18 protein-coding genes are annotated in these 18,133 nt (G+C 58.8%); 13 read left to right on the forward strand and 5 right to left on the reverse strand.

Annotated elements, in window-relative coordinates; translation table 11 throughout:
- Window positions 1-25 precede the first annotated feature (25 nt).
- From ychF to FG381_RS07475, 5 genes are all read left to right on the forward strand, one after another.
- A complete protein-coding gene (gene ychF / locus FG381_RS07455) occupies window positions 26-1,120 on the forward strand; it encodes a redox-regulated ATPase YchF (RefSeq protein ID WP_139688233.1) in 1,095 nt (364 codons plus the stop codon).
- Window positions 1,121-1,234: 114 nt separating this feature from the next.
- The gene (locus FG381_RS07460; protein ID WP_139688234.1) at window positions 1,235-1,600 is read left to right on the forward strand and encodes a helix-turn-helix domain-containing protein; all 366 of its coding nucleotides are present in this window, start codon (window positions 1,235-1,237) and stop codon (window positions 1,598-1,600) included.
- Window positions 1,601-1,716: 116 nt separating this feature from the next.
- Complete coding sequence (ahpC, locus tag FG381_RS07465; protein WP_139688235.1) at window positions 1,717-2,280, forward strand: alkyl hydroperoxide reductase subunit C; 564 nt, start codon at window positions 1,717-1,719, stop codon at window positions 2,278-2,280.
- Between the two features lie 129 nt (window positions 2,281-2,409).
- Window positions 2,410-3,969 carry an alkyl hydroperoxide reductase subunit F gene (ahpF, locus tag FG381_RS07470; protein WP_139688236.1) on the forward strand — a complete coding sequence of 520 codons (1,560 nt, stop codon included), beginning with the start codon at window positions 2,410-2,412 and terminating at the stop codon, window positions 3,967-3,969.
- Window positions 3,970-4,151: 182 nt separating this feature from the next.
- Entirely contained in the window at window positions 4,152-6,275 is a 2,124-nt protein-coding gene (locus FG381_RS07475) for an AsmA family protein (RefSeq protein ID WP_139688237.1), read from the forward strand.
- A gap of 15 nt (window positions 6,276-6,290) precedes the next feature.
- Here FG381_RS07475 and coaD read toward each other — a convergent pair whose 3' ends face one another.
- Together coaD and FG381_RS07485 are read right to left on the reverse strand one after the other, a co-directional pair.
- Window positions 6,291-6,773: a pantetheine-phosphate adenylyltransferase gene (gene coaD / locus FG381_RS07480; RefSeq protein ID WP_139688238.1), complete on the reverse strand. Its 483-nt coding sequence runs from the start codon at window positions 6,771-6,773 to the stop codon at window positions 6,291-6,293.
- Entirely contained in the window at window positions 6,770-7,483 is a 714-nt protein-coding gene (locus tag FG381_RS07485; RefSeq protein WP_226960273.1) for an RsmD family RNA methyltransferase, read from the reverse strand. Before FG381_RS07485 ends, coaD begins: the two co-directional genes overlap by 4 nt.
- Window positions 7,484-7,497: 14 nt before the next feature.
- Here FG381_RS07485 and ftsY point away from each other — a divergent pair, with 14 nt between their 5' ends.
- From ftsY to trmL, 6 genes are all read left to right on the forward strand, one after another.
- Entirely contained in the window at window positions 7,498-8,445 is a 948-nt protein-coding gene (ftsY, locus tag FG381_RS07490) for a signal recognition particle-docking protein FtsY (protein ID WP_139688239.1), read from the forward strand.
- A 37-nt stretch (window positions 8,446-8,482) separates the two neighbouring features.
- Complete coding sequence (locus tag FG381_RS07495; protein ID WP_139688240.1) at window positions 8,483-9,946, forward strand: Ppx/GppA phosphatase family protein; 1,464 nt, start codon at window positions 8,483-8,485, stop codon at window positions 9,944-9,946.
- Between the two features lie 10 nt (window positions 9,947-9,956).
- Window positions 9,957-10,631, forward strand: coding sequence for a cell division ATP-binding protein FtsE (locus tag FG381_RS07500; protein ID WP_139688241.1), 675 nt, complete (start codon window positions 9,957-9,959; stop codon window positions 10,629-10,631).
- Window positions 10,628-11,527: a cell division protein FtsX gene (locus tag FG381_RS07505; protein WP_139688242.1), complete on the forward strand. Its 900-nt coding sequence runs from the start codon at window positions 10,628-10,630 to the stop codon at window positions 11,525-11,527. The genes FG381_RS07500 and FG381_RS07505 overlap by 4 nt, the downstream gene beginning before the upstream one ends.
- Before the next feature lie 93 nt (window positions 11,528-11,620).
- Complete coding sequence (gene rpoH / locus FG381_RS07510; RefSeq protein ID WP_139688243.1) at window positions 11,621-12,655, forward strand: RNA polymerase sigma factor RpoH; 1,035 nt, start codon at window positions 11,621-11,623, stop codon at window positions 12,653-12,655.
- Between the two features lie 26 nt (window positions 12,656-12,681).
- Window positions 12,682-13,152 carry a tRNA (uridine(34)/cytosine(34)/5-carboxymethylaminomethyluridine(34)-2'-O)-methyltransferase TrmL gene (gene trmL / locus FG381_RS07515; RefSeq protein WP_139688244.1) on the forward strand — a complete coding sequence of 157 codons (471 nt, stop codon included), beginning with the start codon at window positions 12,682-12,684 and terminating at the stop codon, window positions 13,150-13,152.
- 19 nt (window positions 13,153-13,171) lie between these two features.
- Here the strand turns inward: trmL and FG381_RS07520 are convergent, their stop codons facing one another.
- The 3 genes from FG381_RS07520 to FG381_RS07530 form a co-directional block, all read right to left on the reverse strand.
- Window positions 13,172-13,831: a response regulator gene (locus tag FG381_RS07520; protein ID WP_139688245.1), complete on the reverse strand. Its 660-nt coding sequence runs from the start codon at window positions 13,829-13,831 to the stop codon at window positions 13,172-13,174.
- A 235-nt stretch (window positions 13,832-14,066) separates the two neighbouring features.
- A complete protein-coding gene (gene secB / locus FG381_RS07525) occupies window positions 14,067-14,591 on the reverse strand; it encodes a protein-export chaperone SecB (RefSeq protein ID WP_139688246.1) in 525 nt (174 codons plus the stop codon).
- Window positions 14,592-14,704: 113 nt separating this feature from the next.
- Window positions 14,705-15,109, reverse strand: a complete 405-nt coding sequence (locus tag FG381_RS07530) for a rhodanese-like domain-containing protein (protein ID WP_139688247.1) — start codon at window positions 15,107-15,109, stop codon at window positions 14,705-14,707.
- 64 nt (window positions 15,110-15,173) lie between these two features.
- Here FG381_RS07530 and FG381_RS07535 point away from each other — a divergent pair, with 64 nt between their 5' ends.
- Window positions 15,174-16,469: a murein hydrolase activator EnvC family protein gene (locus FG381_RS07535; RefSeq protein WP_139688248.1), complete on the forward strand. Its 1,296-nt coding sequence runs from the start codon at window positions 15,174-15,176 to the stop codon at window positions 16,467-16,469.
- Between the two features lie 87 nt (window positions 16,470-16,556).
- Complete coding sequence (locus FG381_RS07540) at window positions 16,557-18,071, forward strand: S41 family peptidase (protein ID WP_139688249.1); 1,515 nt, start codon at window positions 16,557-16,559, stop codon at window positions 18,069-18,071.
- The last annotated feature ends 62 nt before the right edge of the window (window positions 18,072-18,133 follow it).

Consider the following 18,133-nt stretch of genomic DNA (forward strand, 5'->3'; position numbering starts at 1 on the left):
CCACCAGAAAAGAAGAGTAAACACCATGGGTCTGAAATGCGGCATCGTCGGCCTGCCCAACGTCGGCAAGTCCACCATCTTCAACGCGCTTACGAAGGCCGGCATCGCGGCGGAAAACTATCCCTTCTGCACGATTGAACCCAACGTAGGCATCGTTGAAGTTCCCGATCCGCGCTTGAAGAAGCTCGCGGAAATCGATCATCCGCAGCGCATTGTTCCTGCTGCGGTGGAATTCGTCGATATCGCCGGCCTCGTTGCAGGCGCAAGCAAGGGCGAAGGCCTCGGCAACCAGTTCCTCGCCAACATCCGCGAATGCGACGCCATCGCGCACATCGTGCGCTGCTTCAATGACGACAACATCGTGCACGTTGCCGGTGAAGTCAACCCGCTCAACGACATCAGCGTCATCAACACCGAACTCGCGCTTGCTGACCTCGCGGCTGTTGAAAAGGCGCTCAACCGCTATTCAAAGCAGGCCCGTTCGGGCGGCGACAAGGAAGCCCTCAAGCTCGTGCAGGTTCTCGAAAAGCTCCAGCCCGTGCTCAACGAAGGACTCCCTGCACGCTCCGTGCCGCTTACCGATGAAGAGAAGGTCGTCATCCGTCAGCTTTTCCTTCTCACGATGAAGCCGACGATGTACGTCGCCAACGTCGAGGAGCACGGCTTTGAGGGCAATCCCCTTCTTGATGCCGTCAAGGAATATGCCGCCAAGGAAAATGCTCCGGTGGTTGCCGTCTGCGCCAAGACGGAAGCTGACATTGCCGACCTGGACGACGCCGACAAGCAGATGTTCCTTGAGGACATGGGCATGCACGAGCCTGGTCTCGACCGCGTCATCCGCGCTGCTTACGACCTTCTCGGCCTTCAGACCTACTTCACTGCAGGCGTGAAGGAAGTCCGCGCCTGGACCATTCACAAGGGCGACACGGCACCTCAGGCTGCCGGCGTCATTCACACGGACTTTGAGCGCGGCTTCATCCGCGCCCAGACAATCAGTTTTGACGACTACATCGCCTACAATGGCGAAAAAGGCGCCCAGGAAGCTGGCAAGATGCGTGCGGAAGGCAAGGACTACATCGTCAAGGACGGTGATGTCATGAACTTCCTCTTCAATGTCTAAAGCGCGCGAAGCCTCAGCTTTCAGTTACATCTGAAGATAAAAAGCGGCTCCTTTACGGGGCCTTTTTTTTCATCTCCGCTTCACAATGAACGGAGCTTCTCAGCACTCAAACTCATGGCAACGACCTCCACGAAAAAAAGACAGGAAACCGGTGCAAGACTGCGCTCCGAACGCGTGCGTCTCGGCTACCAGCCCCGTCAGATTGCGCAGCTCCTCGGCGTTCCGCTCGAAGCCTACGAACGCTTCGAATCGGGAGACGCCGACCCCGGCATCTGGCGCATGCCTCGACTTGCGGCCTGCGGCTTCGATGTGCTCTACATCCTGACGGCCGAACGACATCTCGTCATCGCGGAGGAAAACGAACTTCTTTCGCGCTTTCGCGAACTCTCTCAGCGCGGCCGCGCCTCCATCTTCACGACGCTTGACGCCCTTGAACGGCTCGCGCCCAATATCCGCAAGCAGTTTGATCGTTTGCGCTGAGAGAAACAATTGACGCACTCTGACAATAGTTTTTACTTTTTAAGTTTTACAAGTCAATAAATTATCGCTACAGTACCAACCATCACGTTCAATTCCACTTCACTAAGGAATTTCAAATGTCTCTTCTTACGACTGAAATCCTCCCGTTCGAAACCGAGGCTTATCACAACGGCGCCTTCAAAAAGGTCACCGATGCTGACCTGAAGGGCCACTGGTCCGTCGTCTTCTTCTATCCGGCCGACTTCACGTTCGTCTGCCCGACGGAACTCGAAGACCTCGCTGAACACTACGAAGACTTCAAGAAGCTCGGCGTTGAGATCTACTCTGTCTCCACCGATACGCACTTCACGCACAAGGCCTGGCACGAATCCTCCGAAGCGGTCGGCAAGGTGCAGTTCCCGATGCTCGGCGACAAGGCCGGCGTCCTCGCCCGCAACTTCGACGTCATGATTGAGAAGGACGGCCTTGCTGAACGCGGCACGTTCGTCATCAACCCCGCCGGCAAGATCGTTGTCATGGAACACCATGACGGCGGCATCGGCCGCGACGCTGCCGAGCTCCTCCGCAAGGTCGAAGCCGCTCAGTACGTCGAAAAGAACCCCGGCCAGGTCTGCCCGGCCAAGTGGCGTCCCGGCAAGGAAACGCTCACCCCGTCCTTCGACCTCGTGGGTAAGATCTAATCGCTGACTGAAGCGAATAGACAAATTCAGCAGGCCTAATTCGCCTCCGGCCGCTGAAGAAAGGCCGCGGCAATGCCGCGGCCTTTTTTAATATCCCTCATTTTTCTGATTTGTCAGAGTCCGATAAAAATGCTTGATGCCTCCGCTCTCCAGCAGGTCAAGGGCTATCTTGACCGTCTCACCGGCCCGATCACGCTCACCATTGCTCCGGATGGTTCTTCCGAATCCGGCCAGATTCAATCCCTCCTGAAGGATGTCGCCTCGGTTTCGGGCAAGATCACTCTTGCCACCGAAGACGTCAGCGCCCAGGTTCGCCGTCCGAGCTTCACGGTAAGCCGCACCGGTGAAAAAATGGGCGTGCGCTTTGCCGCGCTCCCGATGGGCCATGAATTCTCGTCCTTCATCCTCGCCATGCTTCAGGCGAGCGGCTATCCGAGCAAAGAGGATCCGGACCTTCTTGAGCGCGTCCGCAGCCTCAAGGGCAAGTACGACTTCGAGATCTACATGTCTCTCTCGTGCCATAACTGCCCCGACGTTGTGCAGGCGCTCAACCTGATGGCGATCCTGAATCCGAACGTTTCCGTCACTGTGATTGACGGCGCGCTTTTCCAGGACGAAGTGAAGGCCCGCCACATCATGGCCGTGCCGACCGTCTATCTGAACGGCGCTCCCTTCATTTCCGGCCGTCACGAGCTCGGCGAAATCGTCGCCAAGCTTGACGAAGGCTTCGTCAAGGCTCAGGCCGAGAAGCTCTCCGCCAAGGCGCCCTTCGACATTCTCGTCGTCGGCGCCGGCCCCGCGGGCGCCACTGCTGCGATTTATGCCGCCCGCAAGGGCCTTCGCACCGGCGTCGTCTGCGAACGCCCGGGCGGACAGGTGAATGAAACCTCTTCGATCGAAAACTTCACGTCCATCCTGATGACGGACGGCGTTGCGCTCGGCAACCGCTTCATGGAGCACGTCAACCATTACGGCGTCGACGTGATGGCGCTCGAACGCGTTGTGAAGCTCGAAAAGAACGGCGAATACTGGGAAGTCGAACTTTCGAGCGGCGCGAAGCTCCAGACCAAAGCCGTTATCGTCTGCTCCGGCGCCCGCTGGCGCCAGCTCGGCGTTCCGGGTGAAAAGGAATACCAGGGCCACGGCGTCGCCTACTGCCCGCACTGCGACGGTCCTCTCTTCAAGGGCAAGGACGTTGTCGTTGTAGGCGGCGGCAATTCCGGCGTTGAGGCGGCGATTGACCTTGCCGCGCTCTGCCGCTCCGTCACGCTGCTGCAGCGCGGCGGCAAGCTCACTGCGGACGAAGTTCTCGTGAAGCGTCTTGAATCCACTTCGAACGCCAAGATCGTCTACAACCTCGACATTGAGAAGCTCGAAGGCGACGGCACGGTGCTGACCGGCGTCACCTACCGCGAGCGCGCCACGGGCGAACTGCGTACGGTTTCGGCCGCTGGCTGCTTCGTGCAGATTGGTCTTGTGCCCAATACGGACTTCCTCAAGGGCACGGTTGAGCTCACCAAGTGGGGCGAAATCGTGGTCGACGCGCACGGCGCCGCTTCTGCGGAAGGCATTTTCGCCGGCGGCGACTGCACGGCCGTTCCCTATAAGCAGGTCGTCATTGCACTTGGCGGCGGAGCCACCGCGGCGCTCGGCGCCTTCGACTGGCTGATCCGTCAGGAAACCAAGTAACACTCTGGAGAACGCTTTCAGCATGGGTTTCCCATCTGAAAGCGCAGCTCTGGAACAAGCCGGCGAGCATGCAGGTGCTCCCGGCTTTTTCTCTTTTCAGCGGCAGAAAACACATGGATGCCCAATGTGGCAGACTGTCCCACAAATTCCACGCTTACCTCCGGCTTTAGTCCCTGACATTTATGCGCCACATCCGCGTTCTGCTTGCTCTCTTCCTTTTTGCCGCAGTCATTGTTCTCATACTCGTGACGGCGCTGGCCTGGTGGATCACACCGGACCGCGTCGGTCACCGGCTCGCCGAAGCGCTCAACACGCATCTCGCGCTTAAAGCGGACTTCCAGGGGCCCATTGAAATCAAGCGGCTGCCGGAGCTGCGCATCACGCTTCCCGCGGCCACGCTCACGCGATCGACGGACGGATCCAAGGCAGGACGCTTTGACGCTGCCGTAATTGCACTCAAGCCATGGTCATTTTTTGCGGAATCCCCGCGCATCGACCACATTCTGATCGACGGACTCTCCTATAACCCCAAACCCGGCACCCCCGCCGCTCAGGAAGCCGTCAATCGACTTTCCACGACGCTCTGGGACGTTGAGCTCATGGAACTTCGCAACAGCACCATCGCGTTTGATGCCGGCGTTTTCGGCCCAACGGCTGCCAAACTCTCTGCCATTCAGGCGCGCCTTGAAAACATCAGTGAAAAAGGCGGCGCAATTCGACTCGCCGGCATGCTCGAAAGCGCTTCCATCTCTGGTTCAGCGTCTTTTGCCGGAATCCTGCGCTTTAACGAAGGCACCGGCGACCTTTTGTCGCGCATTGCAGTGGACTCCCCTGCCGCTACGCTTGACGGCCTTCTGAATCGCAGGAGCGTGCACGCCGAAGTGCGTGCAAAATCCGTTACGCCTACAGGATCCGGCTGGCAGATCGAATCCCCGGACGCCAGAGGTGTTTTTGCAAACGGGCCTGAAATTTCCGCGGCGGCGCCTTCTGCGCTTCTTTCTTCAGAAGCGTTTGCAAGCGACCGGCTTTCGCTGACAGCCTCCCTCAATACGCGCAACGGCCAATTCGCCGCCTCGGGAACACTGAAGGCGATGCAGCGCTTTCATCCGCAAAATACGGAACTGAGCCAAATCGACCTCACAACGCGCTTTACTCCGACAAACGCCGCTGATGAGGCAACGGAAAGCCGCCTCACAGGAAATGCGGCATGGTCGGAAGATGGTGCCGCCGAAATCCGCCTCACCGGCACGCTGCTCGGCGCGGCGCTCTCCTTCAACGCTTCCTCAGTCCCGGAGGAAACTGAAGACCGCCGGCTCAACCTCAATGGCGACCTTGCGCTGGGCGAGCTTTCTCCCGAAAGGCTTTCGCAGCTTCCCTGGGATCTCGAATGGCTTTCGCTTCTCAATTTCAGGGGAAATATTTCCATCGCCGGTCTTGGCCCCGTCTGGGGACTTTCCAACCTTTCCGCACACGCGGAACTCTTCAAGGGCGGCCTCATTCTTTCTGAAGGGAAAGGCGAATGGCTGGGCGGCAAAACAGACTTTGCTGCCATTCTGACGCCTGACGGCACATGGCATGCGAACTTCAGAGGTCGCGACGGCCGTGCTGAAAGCTGGTTCTCCGGTCAGAACCGCCCTGCGGGCCTTTCAGGGCGAACGGATGCAACCCTCACTCTGGCAGGTACCGTTCAAACGCCTGACAGCCCTGCAAAGCTCACTCAGGCAGACGGCTCTGTCCGCATGACTTCTGGCGCTTTCTCCGGGTTCAATGTACCGCTCGCCTTCCGGATTCTTGCCGACGAAACGCCCGACGCCACGCCCCCTGAAGTGCGTCAGCCCCACTCCGTTTCCGCCTTCGACGAACTGAGCTTCAGCACAACAGTTAAAGACGGCCGGCTGACCATCTTGGACGGCAAGGCCAGCGCTCAGGACTGGTCCGGCGACTTCACGGGAGAAGCCTTGAGCGGCAATCTTCTCATTCAAGCGGTCTTCCATGCGCCGGCTGCCGCAAAGCTCCCGGAACTAGCTCTGGCGGCAAGCGCTCAGACAGGATCAGACCTTGTTCCCGTCTGGAGCGCAGAATGGAACAAGGCAACTCAGGCCGTCGACCAGGCACGCTCGGGAGAACCGATGACGCTCGACAGGCTCGGCCGCCGGGTTGAACGCGCCATCAAGGACTTCTGGCAGGGGCTTGAACTCCCGGATTTCAAGCTCCCGGAAATGGAGCTCCCCGACTGGAAGCTCCCGAAGATGCCCTGGGAAAAGGATGAGCCGGCCCCCGGGAAGCCCGCGTCGCCCGCGATCTGACCCGTCCGCGCCGACCTATCGCTGCGAGGCCGCTTTAAGCAGCGGCCAGATGCGCGGATCAACGAAGCGCGCGGCATCTTCGCCTCCGAGACGGGCTATTTCCCTCACGAAGGTGCCGCTCACAAACTGAAACTGATCCGATGGGGTGAGAAATACCGTCTCCACTTCGGGCATGAGCTGCCGGTTCATGCCCGCCATCTGGAATTCGTATTCGAAATCGCTTACGGCACGCGCGCCGCGCACGATGACATTAACGCCGTGCGTGCGCACGAAATCCTTGAGGAGCCCGGTGAAGGGGAGCACCTCCACATTGGCATAGTCCGAGCAGACAAGCCGCGCGCAGTCAAAACGCTCCTCGAGCGTAAGCAGCGGGTGCTTTCCCACGCTCTGCGCAACGGCCACATACACCTTTGCAAAAATATTCGATGCCCTGCGCACGAGATCCTGATGCCCGCTCGTCATCGGGTCGAAAGTACCGGGATAAACCGCAATCGTCATTCTCTTTGCTCCTTATTGCGCTCCCGGCGCATGTTTCTTTTGGGCGGCTTTTCTTCGCGTGCCAGCCCCGCCATGAGGCTCGCCTTTCGCGCAAGGAGTTCACAGTCTACTTGTCCTGCCGAAGTGCTTCTGAGCCGAACGAGCCCCAGTTCATTGAGCAAGGCTTCGGTCGTTCGCGCTCCCGTACGCTCCACGTAAAGAATCCCCTCAGCCTTAAGCCGGGGAAGCGCCTTGCGGATCGCTTCATCCTGAAGATTCAGCGCAAAGGGCGGATCAATGAAGATGACGTCGTAGCTTTCCGTCGTGCGGCTTAAGAAGCCAAAGGCATCTTCTCCATGAACGCGCACAACGTCACCGGCACTGAGCTTGGAGACTGTCTGAAGAATGTTTCTTGCCTGAAGCTTGTCGCGCTCTACTGCATCGAGCTCAGCCATGCCGCGCGATACGGCTTCCAAGCCCAAAGCCCCTGAGCCGGCGAAAAGGTCGAGCGCAGCTCGCCCTTCAAAAGTCCCGAAAAGGTGACTCAGCCAGTCAAAAACGGTTTCCCTCACGCGCTCCGGCGTCGGCCTCAAGCCGCCAAGATCCGCCACTGCGAGCGGCGTGCGGCGCCAGATGCCGCCCACAAGACGCACCTCCCCCGCTCGGGCTCGCGAAGAGGTTGTTAAACTTACGAGATTCGAGCGCCCCCGCTCCTTTTTCGGATTTTTCATCGCTATCTATCAGTATGGGTTTTGGTTCTTCTGAAGGCTGGCTTTCCCGCCTGAAACGCGGCCTTTCGCGCACGCGCGTCAACATCGTCGGACTATTTTCCGGAGGCGTCGTTGACGACGACTTTCTCGAGGAACTCGAATACGCTCTGATCTCTGCCGATGTCGGCGTAGAGACCTCCACGCGTATCTTAGAGCGCCTTCGCGATGACATTAAGCTCAAGGGCCTCAAGACCCAGGATGAAGTCCGTCGGGCGCTGCGCGACGAACTCGAAAGAATACTTGCCCCGGCAGAAGGCACGCTCAACACCGATCAGGCCAAACCCTGCGTCATCATGATGTGCGGCGTCAACGGCGCCGGCAAAACCACATCCATCGGCAAGCTTGCCAAGCGCTTTGCCGATGACGGCAAGAGCGTGCTGCTCGCGGCCGGCGACACTTTCCGTGCAGCCGCCCGGGAGCAGCTTGCCGTCTGGGGTGAACGCAACCGCGTGGAGGTCATCTCGCAGACCGGCGGCGATCCTGCCGCCGTCGTCTTTGATGCCGTTTCCGCCGGGCGTGCCCGCGGCATGGATGTTGTTATTGCCGACACCGCCGGAAGACTCCCCACGCAGACCAACCTGATGGAAGAGCTCAGCCGCATCCGCCGCTCCCAGGAAAAGGCCATGGAAGGGGCTCCCCACGAGGTCATCCTCGTCGTGGACGGCACCAACGGCCAGAACGCGCTCGCACAGGTTCGTGCATTTGATCTCTACGCGCATCTCACCGGTCTTATCGTTACGAAGCTTGACGGCACGGCCAAGGGCGGCGTTCTTGCTGCCATTACAGCCATGCGCGGCGACAAACCCCTGCCGATTTACTACATCGGCGTGGGAGAAAAACTCGAGGATCTGCAGCCCTTCAATGCACATGAATTCGCAAGCGCATTGGTCGGCCTCGATCCCCAGGACGAAAGCGGCAGCTGAAGAACACCGTTACGCAAAGGCTTTCAAAGGACACAAAATGCTATTAGGTGCAGTAGATCTCGGCAGCAACAGCTTCCGGGTTGAAATCGGTCGCGTTGAGGGCGAACGCATCGTCACGCAGAGCTACTGGAAAGAAACCGTCCGGCTGGCCGGAGGCTTTGACAAAACCGGTGCGCTGACGCCTGAAATTCAGGCCCGAGCGCTCGCTGCGCTTGCGCGCTTCAATGAACGCCTTGCAGGGCTTCCTCCGGAACGCGTGCGCGCTGTCGGCACTCAGGCAATGCGCGTTGCAACGAATGCTCCCGACTTCCTGAGAAAAGCGCAGAACGTTCTGGGCTATCCGATTGACATTCTCTCGGGTCACGAGGAAGCGCGCCTTGTTTTCAAAGGCTGCGCGCAGACGCTCCCGCCTTCCGACAAGCGCCGACTCGTGGTCGATATCGGCGGCGCCAGCACGGAGATGATCATCGGAGAGGGTCTTGACGCCAAACGCTATGAAAGCTACCGCATAGGATGCGTCAATACATCCATCCGCTTCTTCGCGGACGGACGCATTACGGCAAAGTCCCTTGAGCGCGCCACCACAGCGTGCGCCGCTGAACTTGAAGAAAGCATGACCACTTTCGGCGCCGGCAATTACGACGAAGCCTATGGCTCGGCGGGCACTTTCGGCGCCGTGAGCGACATCTGCCGCGCGCTTGGCTGGAGCGACGGCATCGTTCGTCCCGAGCACCTCGAGAAGCTGCGCCGGATGCTTCTTGACATGCGCGACATCAGCGAGATTTCCTTCCCCGGACTCAAGGAAGACCGCAGGGAAGTCATTGCCGGCGGCATCGCTGTCCTCACAGCCGTCTACCGGGTGCTCGGCATCGAGGAGATGCGGCCCGCATCGGGCGCTCTCCGCGTGGGACTCCTCTACGACCTGCTCGGACGCGTATCCAACCGCGATACGCGCGACGTCTCCATCGAAACCCTCATGGAAGCCTCGCGCCTTGACCGCGAACAGGCAAACCGGGTCGCCAATATCGCTCAGACGATCTACACCACGCTCAGTCCTGAAGCAGACGCGGAGAAAGTGCGCTATCTGCGCTGGGCTGCGCTCCTTCATGAGTGCGGGATGATCATTTCTTCCTCGCGCTACCACAGGCACGGCCACTACATCGTCAGCAATGCCGACATGCCGGGGTTCAGCCGTCTTGAACAGGATCGCCTCGCTGCACTCGTGCTCTCTCAAAGAGGCACTCTGAAGAAGGTTGAAGACGAACTCGACGCCCTCATTTCGACAGAGACCGTTCTCGCACTGCGCCTTGCGGTCATTTTTGCGCACGCGCGCAAGGATGTCGCTTTACCTGTAATGGACGCCAAGCGCACGTCCGACGGCTTCGAAATGCGGATGGAAGAAGTATGGCTTAACGCTCATCCGCTCACGGACTATCTTCTGCGGGAAGAAACAGAATTCTGGAGCAAGATCGATCGTCATCTCTCCATTCAGAAATTCTGAAGGTGCTCCAATGGCGGATGCTGCTCTTCTTGAACTGCGCCAGGCGAGCGTCATTTTTAATGGCGCAGCCGCCGTCGATCGCGTTTCGCTTTCTGTTCGCAGAGGCGAATTCGTCGTCCTGCGCGGCGCAACAGGAAGCGGCAAAAGTACGGTTCTCAAGCTTCTTGCCGGCCTCGTGAAGCCGACCTCCGGCGAAGTCATCGTCGCCGGGGACCGCGTCGACAGCTTCAGCGAAATGGAGCGCCGCTGGCTCAGACGTTCCATGGGGCTCATGATGCAGGACGGCAGGCTGCTCGAAGACCGCACCGTCCACGAAAATGTCATGCTGCCCGCCCTTGCCGCAGAAGAGTCCTACGCGGAAGCACGCCGCAGAGCCTTTCTCGCGCTTGAAAAATGCGGTATTGGCGAACTTGCTCCCGCTCTGCCCGGAAGACTTTCTGCCGGTGAGAAGCAGCTCGCGCTTCTCGCCCGTGCCGTCGTCAACCGTCCTGTCGTCATTCTCGCCGACGAACCCGTGGCGCATCTCGACGAAGCCAACGCCCAAGCGCTTCTGGCGCTCCTTGCAGCCTTCGTGCACGCCGGCGTTACGGTTGTGGCGGCGAGTCATGAGGCACTCCCGGTTGCCGGCACCTCGGTGCGTGAAATAACGCTCGCCACCCCTGGCGCCGTTGAGGTCCGCTCATGAGCTTCGTGACCCCCCGCCGTTGGGCTTTTTCCGAAATGCTTCGCGGCCTGAGGCGCGACGGCTCCCGTTCGCTTCTCTCGCTTCTGCTTGCCGCGCTGGCGCTCTCGATACCGCTTTTCATTGCCCTGGTTTTTTATGGCCTCTCCGAGCCCTTGAGAAGCCTCCCCATGTCCGTTGAACTCACAGTCTTCGCCAAGGACAAAGCTCCTATGGACAAGCTTGAGGCGGAGGTTAAGGCGATGCCCTGGGTTGCATCCACTCAAATCATCCCCAGGGATGAAGCGCTCAAGGGCTTGAATGAAAAACTTGGCCTTCCGCAGAGAACAGGAAGCAATCCGCTCCCGGACATTCTCATCGTAACGCTCTCGTCTGAAGCGACTTCTTCCGAAATTGCGGATGTCGCCAAACGCATAGAGGCGCTCTCCTCCGTCGACTTCGTCCCCTATGAGGCCTCCTGGCACGAGAAGCTCCAGAGCGTATCCCGCGCAGTCTGGACCGGTCTCGGCTGCCTCGGTACGGTAACAGCGCTTCTTGTCGTGCTGGTGCTTGAGACGGCCATCCGGCTCACAACGCTCGCTGCCGGATCCGAAATGCGCACGCTCTACCTCCTCGGCGCAACGCCTATTTTTGCCGTTCGCCCGTATGCCTGGCGCGGTTTTGTCCTAATGGGAGCTGCGGCCGGTCTGGCGCTTCTTATTGCTCAAACCGGTCTCATCATTCTGCGGCCTGCCCTTAACGAAGCCGCTGCGTTATACGGAGGAGAGCTGCAGATTTCCCTTCCGCCGCCCCTCTGGTGCTGGAGTTTTGCTGCAATAAGCGCTTTTATCGGAAGCCTGATCGCCGCTCTCGCCGCCCTTTCGGCCTGGAGAGGCATCATCCGCGAGTCTGGGCGCTGATACGCCGTGTTGCACCTTTGCCGTTTGTACGCCTCCCCGAAAGTGTTATCTTGAGGCGCATCACTGATCTCCATCCCGGCTTTCCCTCGCCTCATGTCCAGTAAAAACGCCCCCGCGGTCATTCACTCAGACGACATTGACGACATCGACAACGATGATAACGTCGACATTGTCGATGACGCCGCGCCTGACCGCGAATCGAAAAGCCTGCTTCCGGCACTGAAGCCGGCAAGCAGTCTTGTGCCTTATGAGCCCGCGGGTCTGCCCGTTCCTGCCGGAGGTCTGGGAACGCTCGACGCCTTCCTGCGCGCAGCGGAAAGGGCTCCCATGCTTTCAGCTGAGGAAGAGCGCTCGCTCGCCATTGATCTGCGTGATCATGACGATCTTGCTGCAGCGCAGAAGCTGGTGCTTTCTCACCTTCGCCTCGTCGTTTCCATTGCACGCGGCTATCTCGGCTACGGACTTCCCTATGCGGACCTGATCCAGGAAGGCAATATCGGCCTCATGAAGGCAATCCGCCGCTATGATCCGGACCGCGGCGCCCGGCTCATGACTTTTGCGCAGCATTGGATCCGTTCCGAAATTCAGGAATACATCATCCGGAACTGGCGCATCGTAAAGCTCGCAACGACGAAGAACCAGAGAAAGCTCTTTTTCAATCTCCGCCAGCTAAAGGAAGACAGTCAGGCAGCGCTCACCCACAACGAAGCCGAACGCATAGCGCTTACGCTGGACGTAAAGCCCAAGGAAGTCCTCGATATGGAGGAGCGCATGTACGGGCAGGAAGCGTCGCTCGATGCGCCTTCAGATGCCGACAGCGACGAAAACTATTCGCCTTCGGACTGGCTCACTCGCAAGAGCGACGAACCTGAAGCCATGCTCGAAGAGGAAGATAAGCAGCGGCTCGAAGGCGAAGGCCTCCAGAAGGCCCTTGCCTCACTCGACCCGAGAAGCCGCCGGGTGATTGAGGCTCGCTACCTCAATGTGGATGCGGAGGGCAACGCCAAACCCGTCACGCTTCAGGCGCTGGCGAAGGAATTCAACATCTCCGCCGAACGCGTGCGGCAGATCGAAAAGCTTGCCATCAAAAAGATGCACGGCGAACTTGCCGGCGAAGATCCCTTTTGATTTTTTCTGATTCGTCACGAAACCCCATGTTCAACGTTGTGCTCGTTCACCCCGAGATCCCGCCCAACACCGGCAATGTCATCCGTCTCTGCGCCAATACCGGATGCGCCCTTCACCTCGTGCGCCCGCTCGGCTTTTCGCTCGAAGACAAGCATATGAAGCGCGCGGGTCTCGATTACTGGGAATACGCAACCCTCAAAATTCACGATTCTTTCGACGCATTCCTGGAAGCAGAAAAACCGGACCGCACGCGGATGTTTGCAATGACGACGAAAGGTTCGAGCGTCTTTTCGTCTCTTTCCTTCAAACCCGGCGACTGGTTTATTTTCGGCTCGGAAGGATCGGGGCTGCCCGAAGACATTCGGTCGCAATTTCCCCTGGAACAGAGAATCCGCCTCCCGATGAGACCGAACAATCGTTCGCTCAACCTCTCTAATGCCGTCGCGGTTACGGTTTTTGAAGCCTGGCGGCAGCAGGGTTATGCAGGAGGCGTCTGAAGCCTCCTGCGCCCGAAACTTAGAGTTCCTTGTCGATCTTATGCTCAATCGCGTAGATCGCTGCCTGTACGCGTGAAGAGAGGTTGAGCTTTCTGAGAATGCTCTGCACGTGCACCTTCACCGTGGATTCGGCAAGGTTGAGTGCGCGGGCGATTTCCTTATTGGATACGCCGCGGGCAAGCCAGGCGAGCGTCTGGCGTTCACGGCGCGTGAGCACCGCCGGATCCTGACCCTGGGCAGGACGGGTTCTACCCGCTTCCGGATCAGCAAGCCGGTTGACGAACTTCGTCATCATCTGCGGAGAAATCACGCTGTCGCCGTTATAGGCCGCACGAATGGAGCGGAGCAGAAAGTCCTGATCAATCTTCTTCAGGAGGTAGCCGCGGGCGCCAAGCTTCAGGCACTCGCCGAGCGTTTCGCAGTCTTCGCTCACGGTCAGCATGAGAACAGCGAGGTCAGGATGCGTTTCACGAATCTGTTCGAGCGCTTCGCGTCCATTCATGCTCGGCATGTCCACGTCAAGCAGCACGACATCCGCTTCAACCTGCTCAACGAGCTTGACGCCTTCAAGGCCATCGCTCGCCTCGCCGACGACCTCAAAGTCGGGCTGACGCTGCAGGAGCGCCTTTACGCCGCTTCTGAAAAGTGTGTGATCGTCAATGAGCAGAATTCGAATCATTTTTTCTTTCCCCTCTCGGAAGCATTCACCGCAGAATGCGGGAAAGCCGGTTTTATGCAGTCAGTCCATTCTAGAGGAGCAGCCGGCGTTGGGAATTCACCAAAAGTCGAGGTTTGCAGAAGAATTTAAAAAAAGGACCGGCTGATCTTCTGCCGAATAACTTCGACAACCGATCCGCCGGTCGCTCTTTCATGCCCGGATGCCGCATGGCACGGGGCAGGCTTCTGAGTGTCTATCAGTTCGCAGGCGTCTGATTGCGCTGAGCTTCAGCCTGCGCCTGAGCAAGACGCTGCTGATAGAGCACTTCAAAGTTCACCTCGGGCAGATGCACCGGCGGCACATTGGCACGGGTCATCAGATCGGCGAGATTGGCGCGCAGGTAGGGATAGACCATCGACGGGCAGAGGACGTTCGTGACGTGCTGGAGCGGCTCGGCAGGGATGCCGTGGATCGCGAAGATGCCCGACTGGCGGCCTTCAACGAGGATGATTGCCTTGTCACCGGCCGTCTTCACGGTGATCGTGCCGCGCACGGTCACGTCGTAAAGATCCGTCTGAATGAGGCGCTGGCTCACTTCGAACTGGATGTCGACCTGCGGGGCCGCATCCTGCTGTTCCATGAGAATCTCGGGCGCATGCGGCATCTCGAGAGAAGCATCCTTCAGGTAGCAGCGCTGAAGCTGGAAGACCGGCTGGTCATCCTGGGCAGGCTGCTGGGCAGCTGCGGCGCCCTGGGGCTGCTCGTTTTCGTTTTCGGCCATTTTCTTTACCTTGATTGAGAATAACGGAGACCTTCAGGAGATCTCCGGAGTTTTCGGAGGACAGCGCCCGGAATCAAGAGTGCGCCGCCTGTTCTTTATATGGGGACAAAGGATCAATATTCAAGCGGAAGCTTGTCGCGCATCCAGCCGACAAGGCCGTCCTGAAGAAGATAGACGTTGGGATAGCCCACACCGCGCAGGAGCTTTGCCGCACCAGCCGCCATGCTGCCGGAATTGTCCACGAGGAGAATCGTGCGCTCCTTCGGGATTTCATTCAGGCGACCCTGAATGACATTGGCAGGAATATTGACCGAACGGGCGATGCGCACCTTGCGGAAGTCCTTGTCGGAACGGACGTCAATGACGAGCGCGTTCTGCTTGTTGATGAGCTGAACCGCCACTTCGGGCGTCACCATCGGACCATAACGGCGACGATTGAAATACGGCATGGCAAGGGCACCGCCTGCGATGACCGCAATCAGAATAAGAAGCGTGTTCTGAAGAAGAAACTGAGACATTTCAAAAGAGATTGTCAGTGTGGCGTTATTGCCGCAAAAGTACAATTATAGAAGGGGCGGCCTCATGGCCGCTCTTGCCTTCTCTGCGATTTCCGAGTTCCATGCAGGCCTGATCTCCATGCTCCGCGCCCTTTCGCTTTCGCTATTTCTTGCCGCCTCTGCAGGGCTTGTCCTCTGCGCCGGGGCGGCCTCTGCCGCCTCCGGCTCCGCCGCCACGGTGAAGCAGAAGGCGCGCGCAGAAAATCAGAAGGCGAATGTCGAAAAGCAGCTCTCCGACATGCAGAAGCGCCTTTCAGAGCGCGAAGCCGCGAGCGAAGCCGCCAACGACGAACTGCGCAAAGCCGATCAGGCAATCTCGGACGCCAACCGGCGCTTGAGGAGCCTGAAGGGCGAACGGGAAAAAGTGGAGGCCCGGCTCGCCGAGCTCCGCAGCGACAGCCGAACGGTCGGAAGAGACCTTTCAGGCGCGGAAAAGCTTCTCGAGGACATCGTTCGCGCTCAGTACATTCATTCGCAGCGCCACTCCTGGCAGTCTCTGATCGAAGGCGGCAACCCCAACGAGCTGTCGCGCACCGCTGCAGAACTCCGCTACCTTTCGATTGCCCAGGTGCGCGCTGCAGACGCACTTGAAAAAGAACAATCCCGCATTGAGACCGTTTCTGAAGAAACGCGCGCACGCCGCACGGAATTGCAGCGCATCGCACGTGAAGAGGAATCCAACCGACGCGAGCTCCTCTCGGAAAAGCGTGATCGTCAGGAAGCCGTCAAGAAGCTGAAGCGCGACATTGAAACCCAGCAGGCAGCGATCGATAAACTCAAAAAAGACCAGACGCGCCTTGAAAACCTCGTTGCCGACATTGACAAACGCCTTGAGCGCGAACGTGCGGCAGAGGAAGCCGCGAGAAAGCGTGAGGCAGCGCGACAGGCAAAAGCCAATGCAAAGCCGGTGGAACCGCTTGCATCAGGCAATTTTGCGAAACTCAAGGGCCGCCTCATCAAGCCGGTTGCCGGACGCATTGCCGCCACCTTCGGCAGCCGTCGCACGGGGTCTGCGCTCTGGCAAGGTTTGCTTTTCCGAGCACCTGAAGGTGCAGAAGTGGCAGCCTGCGCTTCCGGCCGCGTCGTCTTTTCCGACTGGCTGCGCGGCTACGGCAACCTCATCATCATTGATCACGGCAACACCTACATGTCGGTCTATGCCAATAATGAATCAATTCTCAAAAATGTCGGCGACCGCGTGAAGGCGGGGGAAACTGTCGCTACCGTCGGCACCTCGGGCGCAAGCGATGAGCCGGGGCTTTACTTTGAAATCCGTTACAAGGGCAAGCCTATTAACCCTCAGCCTTGGCTTGCCAAATAAGCGAGAATTATCCGGCTGTGATGGTCACCTCAGGCGAGCAGTCCCCCTTCGGAAGCTGCCGCTCAGAAGAAAACAGAAAAATCAAGCATGAAACTCCGTCTTCTTTCCCTTTTTGTTGCCGGCGCATGTGCCGGCGTTCTCGCCAGCGTCGGCTTTCAGGCCTATGCAGAGAAAAGCACTGCTGAAGGACTGCCGCTGCAGGAAATCCGCCAGTTCACGAGCGTCTTCAATGCCGTCAAGGACTACTATGTCGACGAGGTCAGCGATAAGGAGCTCCTTGAGTTTGCGGTCGAAGGCATGGTGAGCGGCCTTGATCCGCATTCAAACTTCCTCGATCCCAAGGGATTTGAGGACATGAATGAAGCCACGCACGGCGCTTTTGGCGGCCTCGGCATTGAGGTGACGAAAGATTCTGCCGGCGTGCGCGTGATTTCGCCCATTGACGATACCCCGGCAGCACGTGCTGGCATTCGAGCGGGCGACATCATTACCAAAATTGACGGCGAGGCAACGGCGGACCTTCCGCTCGATGATGCCGTTAAGCTCATGCGCGGCGAACCCAAGACCAAGATTCGTCTTGAAGTCGCCCGCAAGGGCGAAATGAAGCCTCTGCAGTTCACTCTTGAACGCGCAATGATCAAAACGCAGTCCGTGCGCATGAAGGAGCTCGCCGACGGCATCGGCTACATCCGCATTTCGCAGTTCCAGGAACGCACTGCGGAAGATCTTGCCGATAACCTCAATAAGCTCGAGAAGTCCGGACACCTTAAGGGACTCGTGCTCGACCTGCGCAATGACCCGGGCGGTCTTCTCCAGGCGGCCATCGGCGTCTGCGCGGCCTTCCTCCCGGCAAATTCCGACATTGTTTCGACGAAAGGACGAACGCCCCAGTCCGATTACGTCTTCAAAGCCGTTGAATCCGACTACCGCTCCGGCAATGCCGTGAAAGCACTCTCCGCGCTCACTCCCAAGGCGAAGACGGTTCCGATCGTCGTGCTCATCAATTCGTCCTCCGCCTCCGCTTCCGAAATCGTTGCCGGCGCCCTTCAGGACCACAAGCGCGCGACGATTCTCGGCGACCGCTCCTTCGGCAAGGGTTCCGTTCAGACGATTCTGCCGATGACGTTCGGCGACAAAACGGTTGCGGTGAAGCTGACGACTGCCCGCTACTACACGCCTTCCGGGCGCTCCATCCAGGCGCGCGGCATTGAACCGGATCTCTATGTCGACGATACGCCCAAGGGCAACTATCCGACCTTCCAGGTCCGTGAGGCAGACCTTGCGCACCACCTTGCCAACCAGCAGAAAAATGCCAAGGAGGAGGACAGCCTTCCCTATGACGACAACGACGCCGTAAAGTCCCCCGACTGGACGTATACCTTCGGAGACGACAAGGACTGGCAGCTCACCCAGGCCCTCAATCAGCTCAAGGGTGCCAAGGTTGAACTCTCCAAATACCGCGGCCAGCCTGTCTCCGTCGTGAAGAAGCTCCGCGAAGAAGAGCGCCAGAAGGAAAAGGCGAAGGAAGCGCTCGAAAAGAAGTCCGACGCCGCTCAAACCACTGAAGCAGGCAAGAAGGCAGAGGAGAAATCTGCCCACTAACCCATTGTCATTCATAGGAAAGAGCCGCACCGCCCTATCGCGCGATGCGGCTCTTCCTTTCA

This window comes from Sutterella faecalis, assembly GCF_006337085.1.
Taxonomy (GTDB): Bacteria; Pseudomonadota; Gammaproteobacteria; order Burkholderiales; family Burkholderiaceae_F; genus Sutterella; species Sutterella faecalis.

Bases quoted from the DNA above. Each gene is read 5' to 3' on its own strand.
- FG381_RS07530 (WP_139688247.1), bottom strand. From the start codon at position 15,109: ATGTCTCAGTTTCTTCTTCAGAACACGCTTCTTATTCTGATTGCGGTC.
- coaD (WP_139688238.1), bottom strand. From the start codon at position 6,773: ATGACGATTGCGGTTTATCCCGGTACTTTCGACCCGATGACGAGCGGG.
- FG381_RS07520 (WP_139688245.1), bottom strand. From the start codon at position 13,831: ATGATTCGAATTCTGCTCATTGACGATCACACACTTTTCAGAAGCGGC.
- FG381_RS07540 (WP_139688249.1), top strand. From the start codon at position 16,557: ATGAAACTCCGTCTTCTTTCCCTTTTTGTTGCCGGCGCATGTGCCGGC.
- ftsY (WP_139688239.1), top strand. From the start codon at position 7,498: ATGGGTTTTGGTTCTTCTGAAGGCTGGCTTTCCCGCCTGAAACGCGGC.
- ahpF (WP_139688236.1), top strand. From the start codon at position 2,410: ATGCTTGATGCCTCCGCTCTCCAGCAGGTCAAGGGCTATCTTGACCGT.
- FG381_RS07505 (WP_139688242.1), top strand. From the start codon at position 10,628: ATGAGCTTCGTGACCCCCCGCCGTTGGGCTTTTTCCGAAATGCTTCGC.
- FG381_RS07485 (WP_226960273.1), bottom strand. From the start codon at position 7,483: ATGAAAAATCCGAAAAAGGAGCGGGGGCGCTCGAATCTCGTAAGTTTA.
- FG381_RS07460 (WP_139688234.1), top strand. From the start codon at position 1,235: ATGGCAACGACCTCCACGAAAAAAAGACAGGAAACCGGTGCAAGACTG.
- FG381_RS07495 (WP_139688240.1), top strand. From the start codon at position 8,483: ATGCTATTAGGTGCAGTAGATCTCGGCAGCAACAGCTTCCGGGTTGAA.
- rpoH (WP_139688243.1), top strand. From the start codon at position 11,621: ATGTCCAGTAAAAACGCCCCCGCGGTCATTCACTCAGACGACATTGAC.
- FG381_RS07500 (WP_139688241.1), top strand. From the start codon at position 9,957: ATGGCGGATGCTGCTCTTCTTGAACTGCGCCAGGCGAGCGTCATTTTT.
- ahpC (WP_139688235.1), top strand. From the start codon at position 1,717: ATGTCTCTTCTTACGACTGAAATCCTCCCGTTCGAAACCGAGGCTTAT.
- FG381_RS07475 (WP_139688237.1), top strand. From the start codon at position 4,152: ATGCGCCACATCCGCGTTCTGCTTGCTCTCTTCCTTTTTGCCGCAGTC.
- ychF (WP_139688233.1), top strand. From the start codon at position 26: ATGGGTCTGAAATGCGGCATCGTCGGCCTGCCCAACGTCGGCAAGTCC.
- trmL (WP_139688244.1), top strand. From the start codon at position 12,682: ATGTTCAACGTTGTGCTCGTTCACCCCGAGATCCCGCCCAACACCGGC.
- FG381_RS07535 (WP_139688248.1), top strand. From the start codon at position 15,174: ATGGCCGCTCTTGCCTTCTCTGCGATTTCCGAGTTCCATGCAGGCCTG.
- secB (WP_139688246.1), bottom strand. From the start codon at position 14,591: ATGGCCGAAAACGAAAACGAGCAGCCCCAGGGCGCCGCAGCTGCCCAG.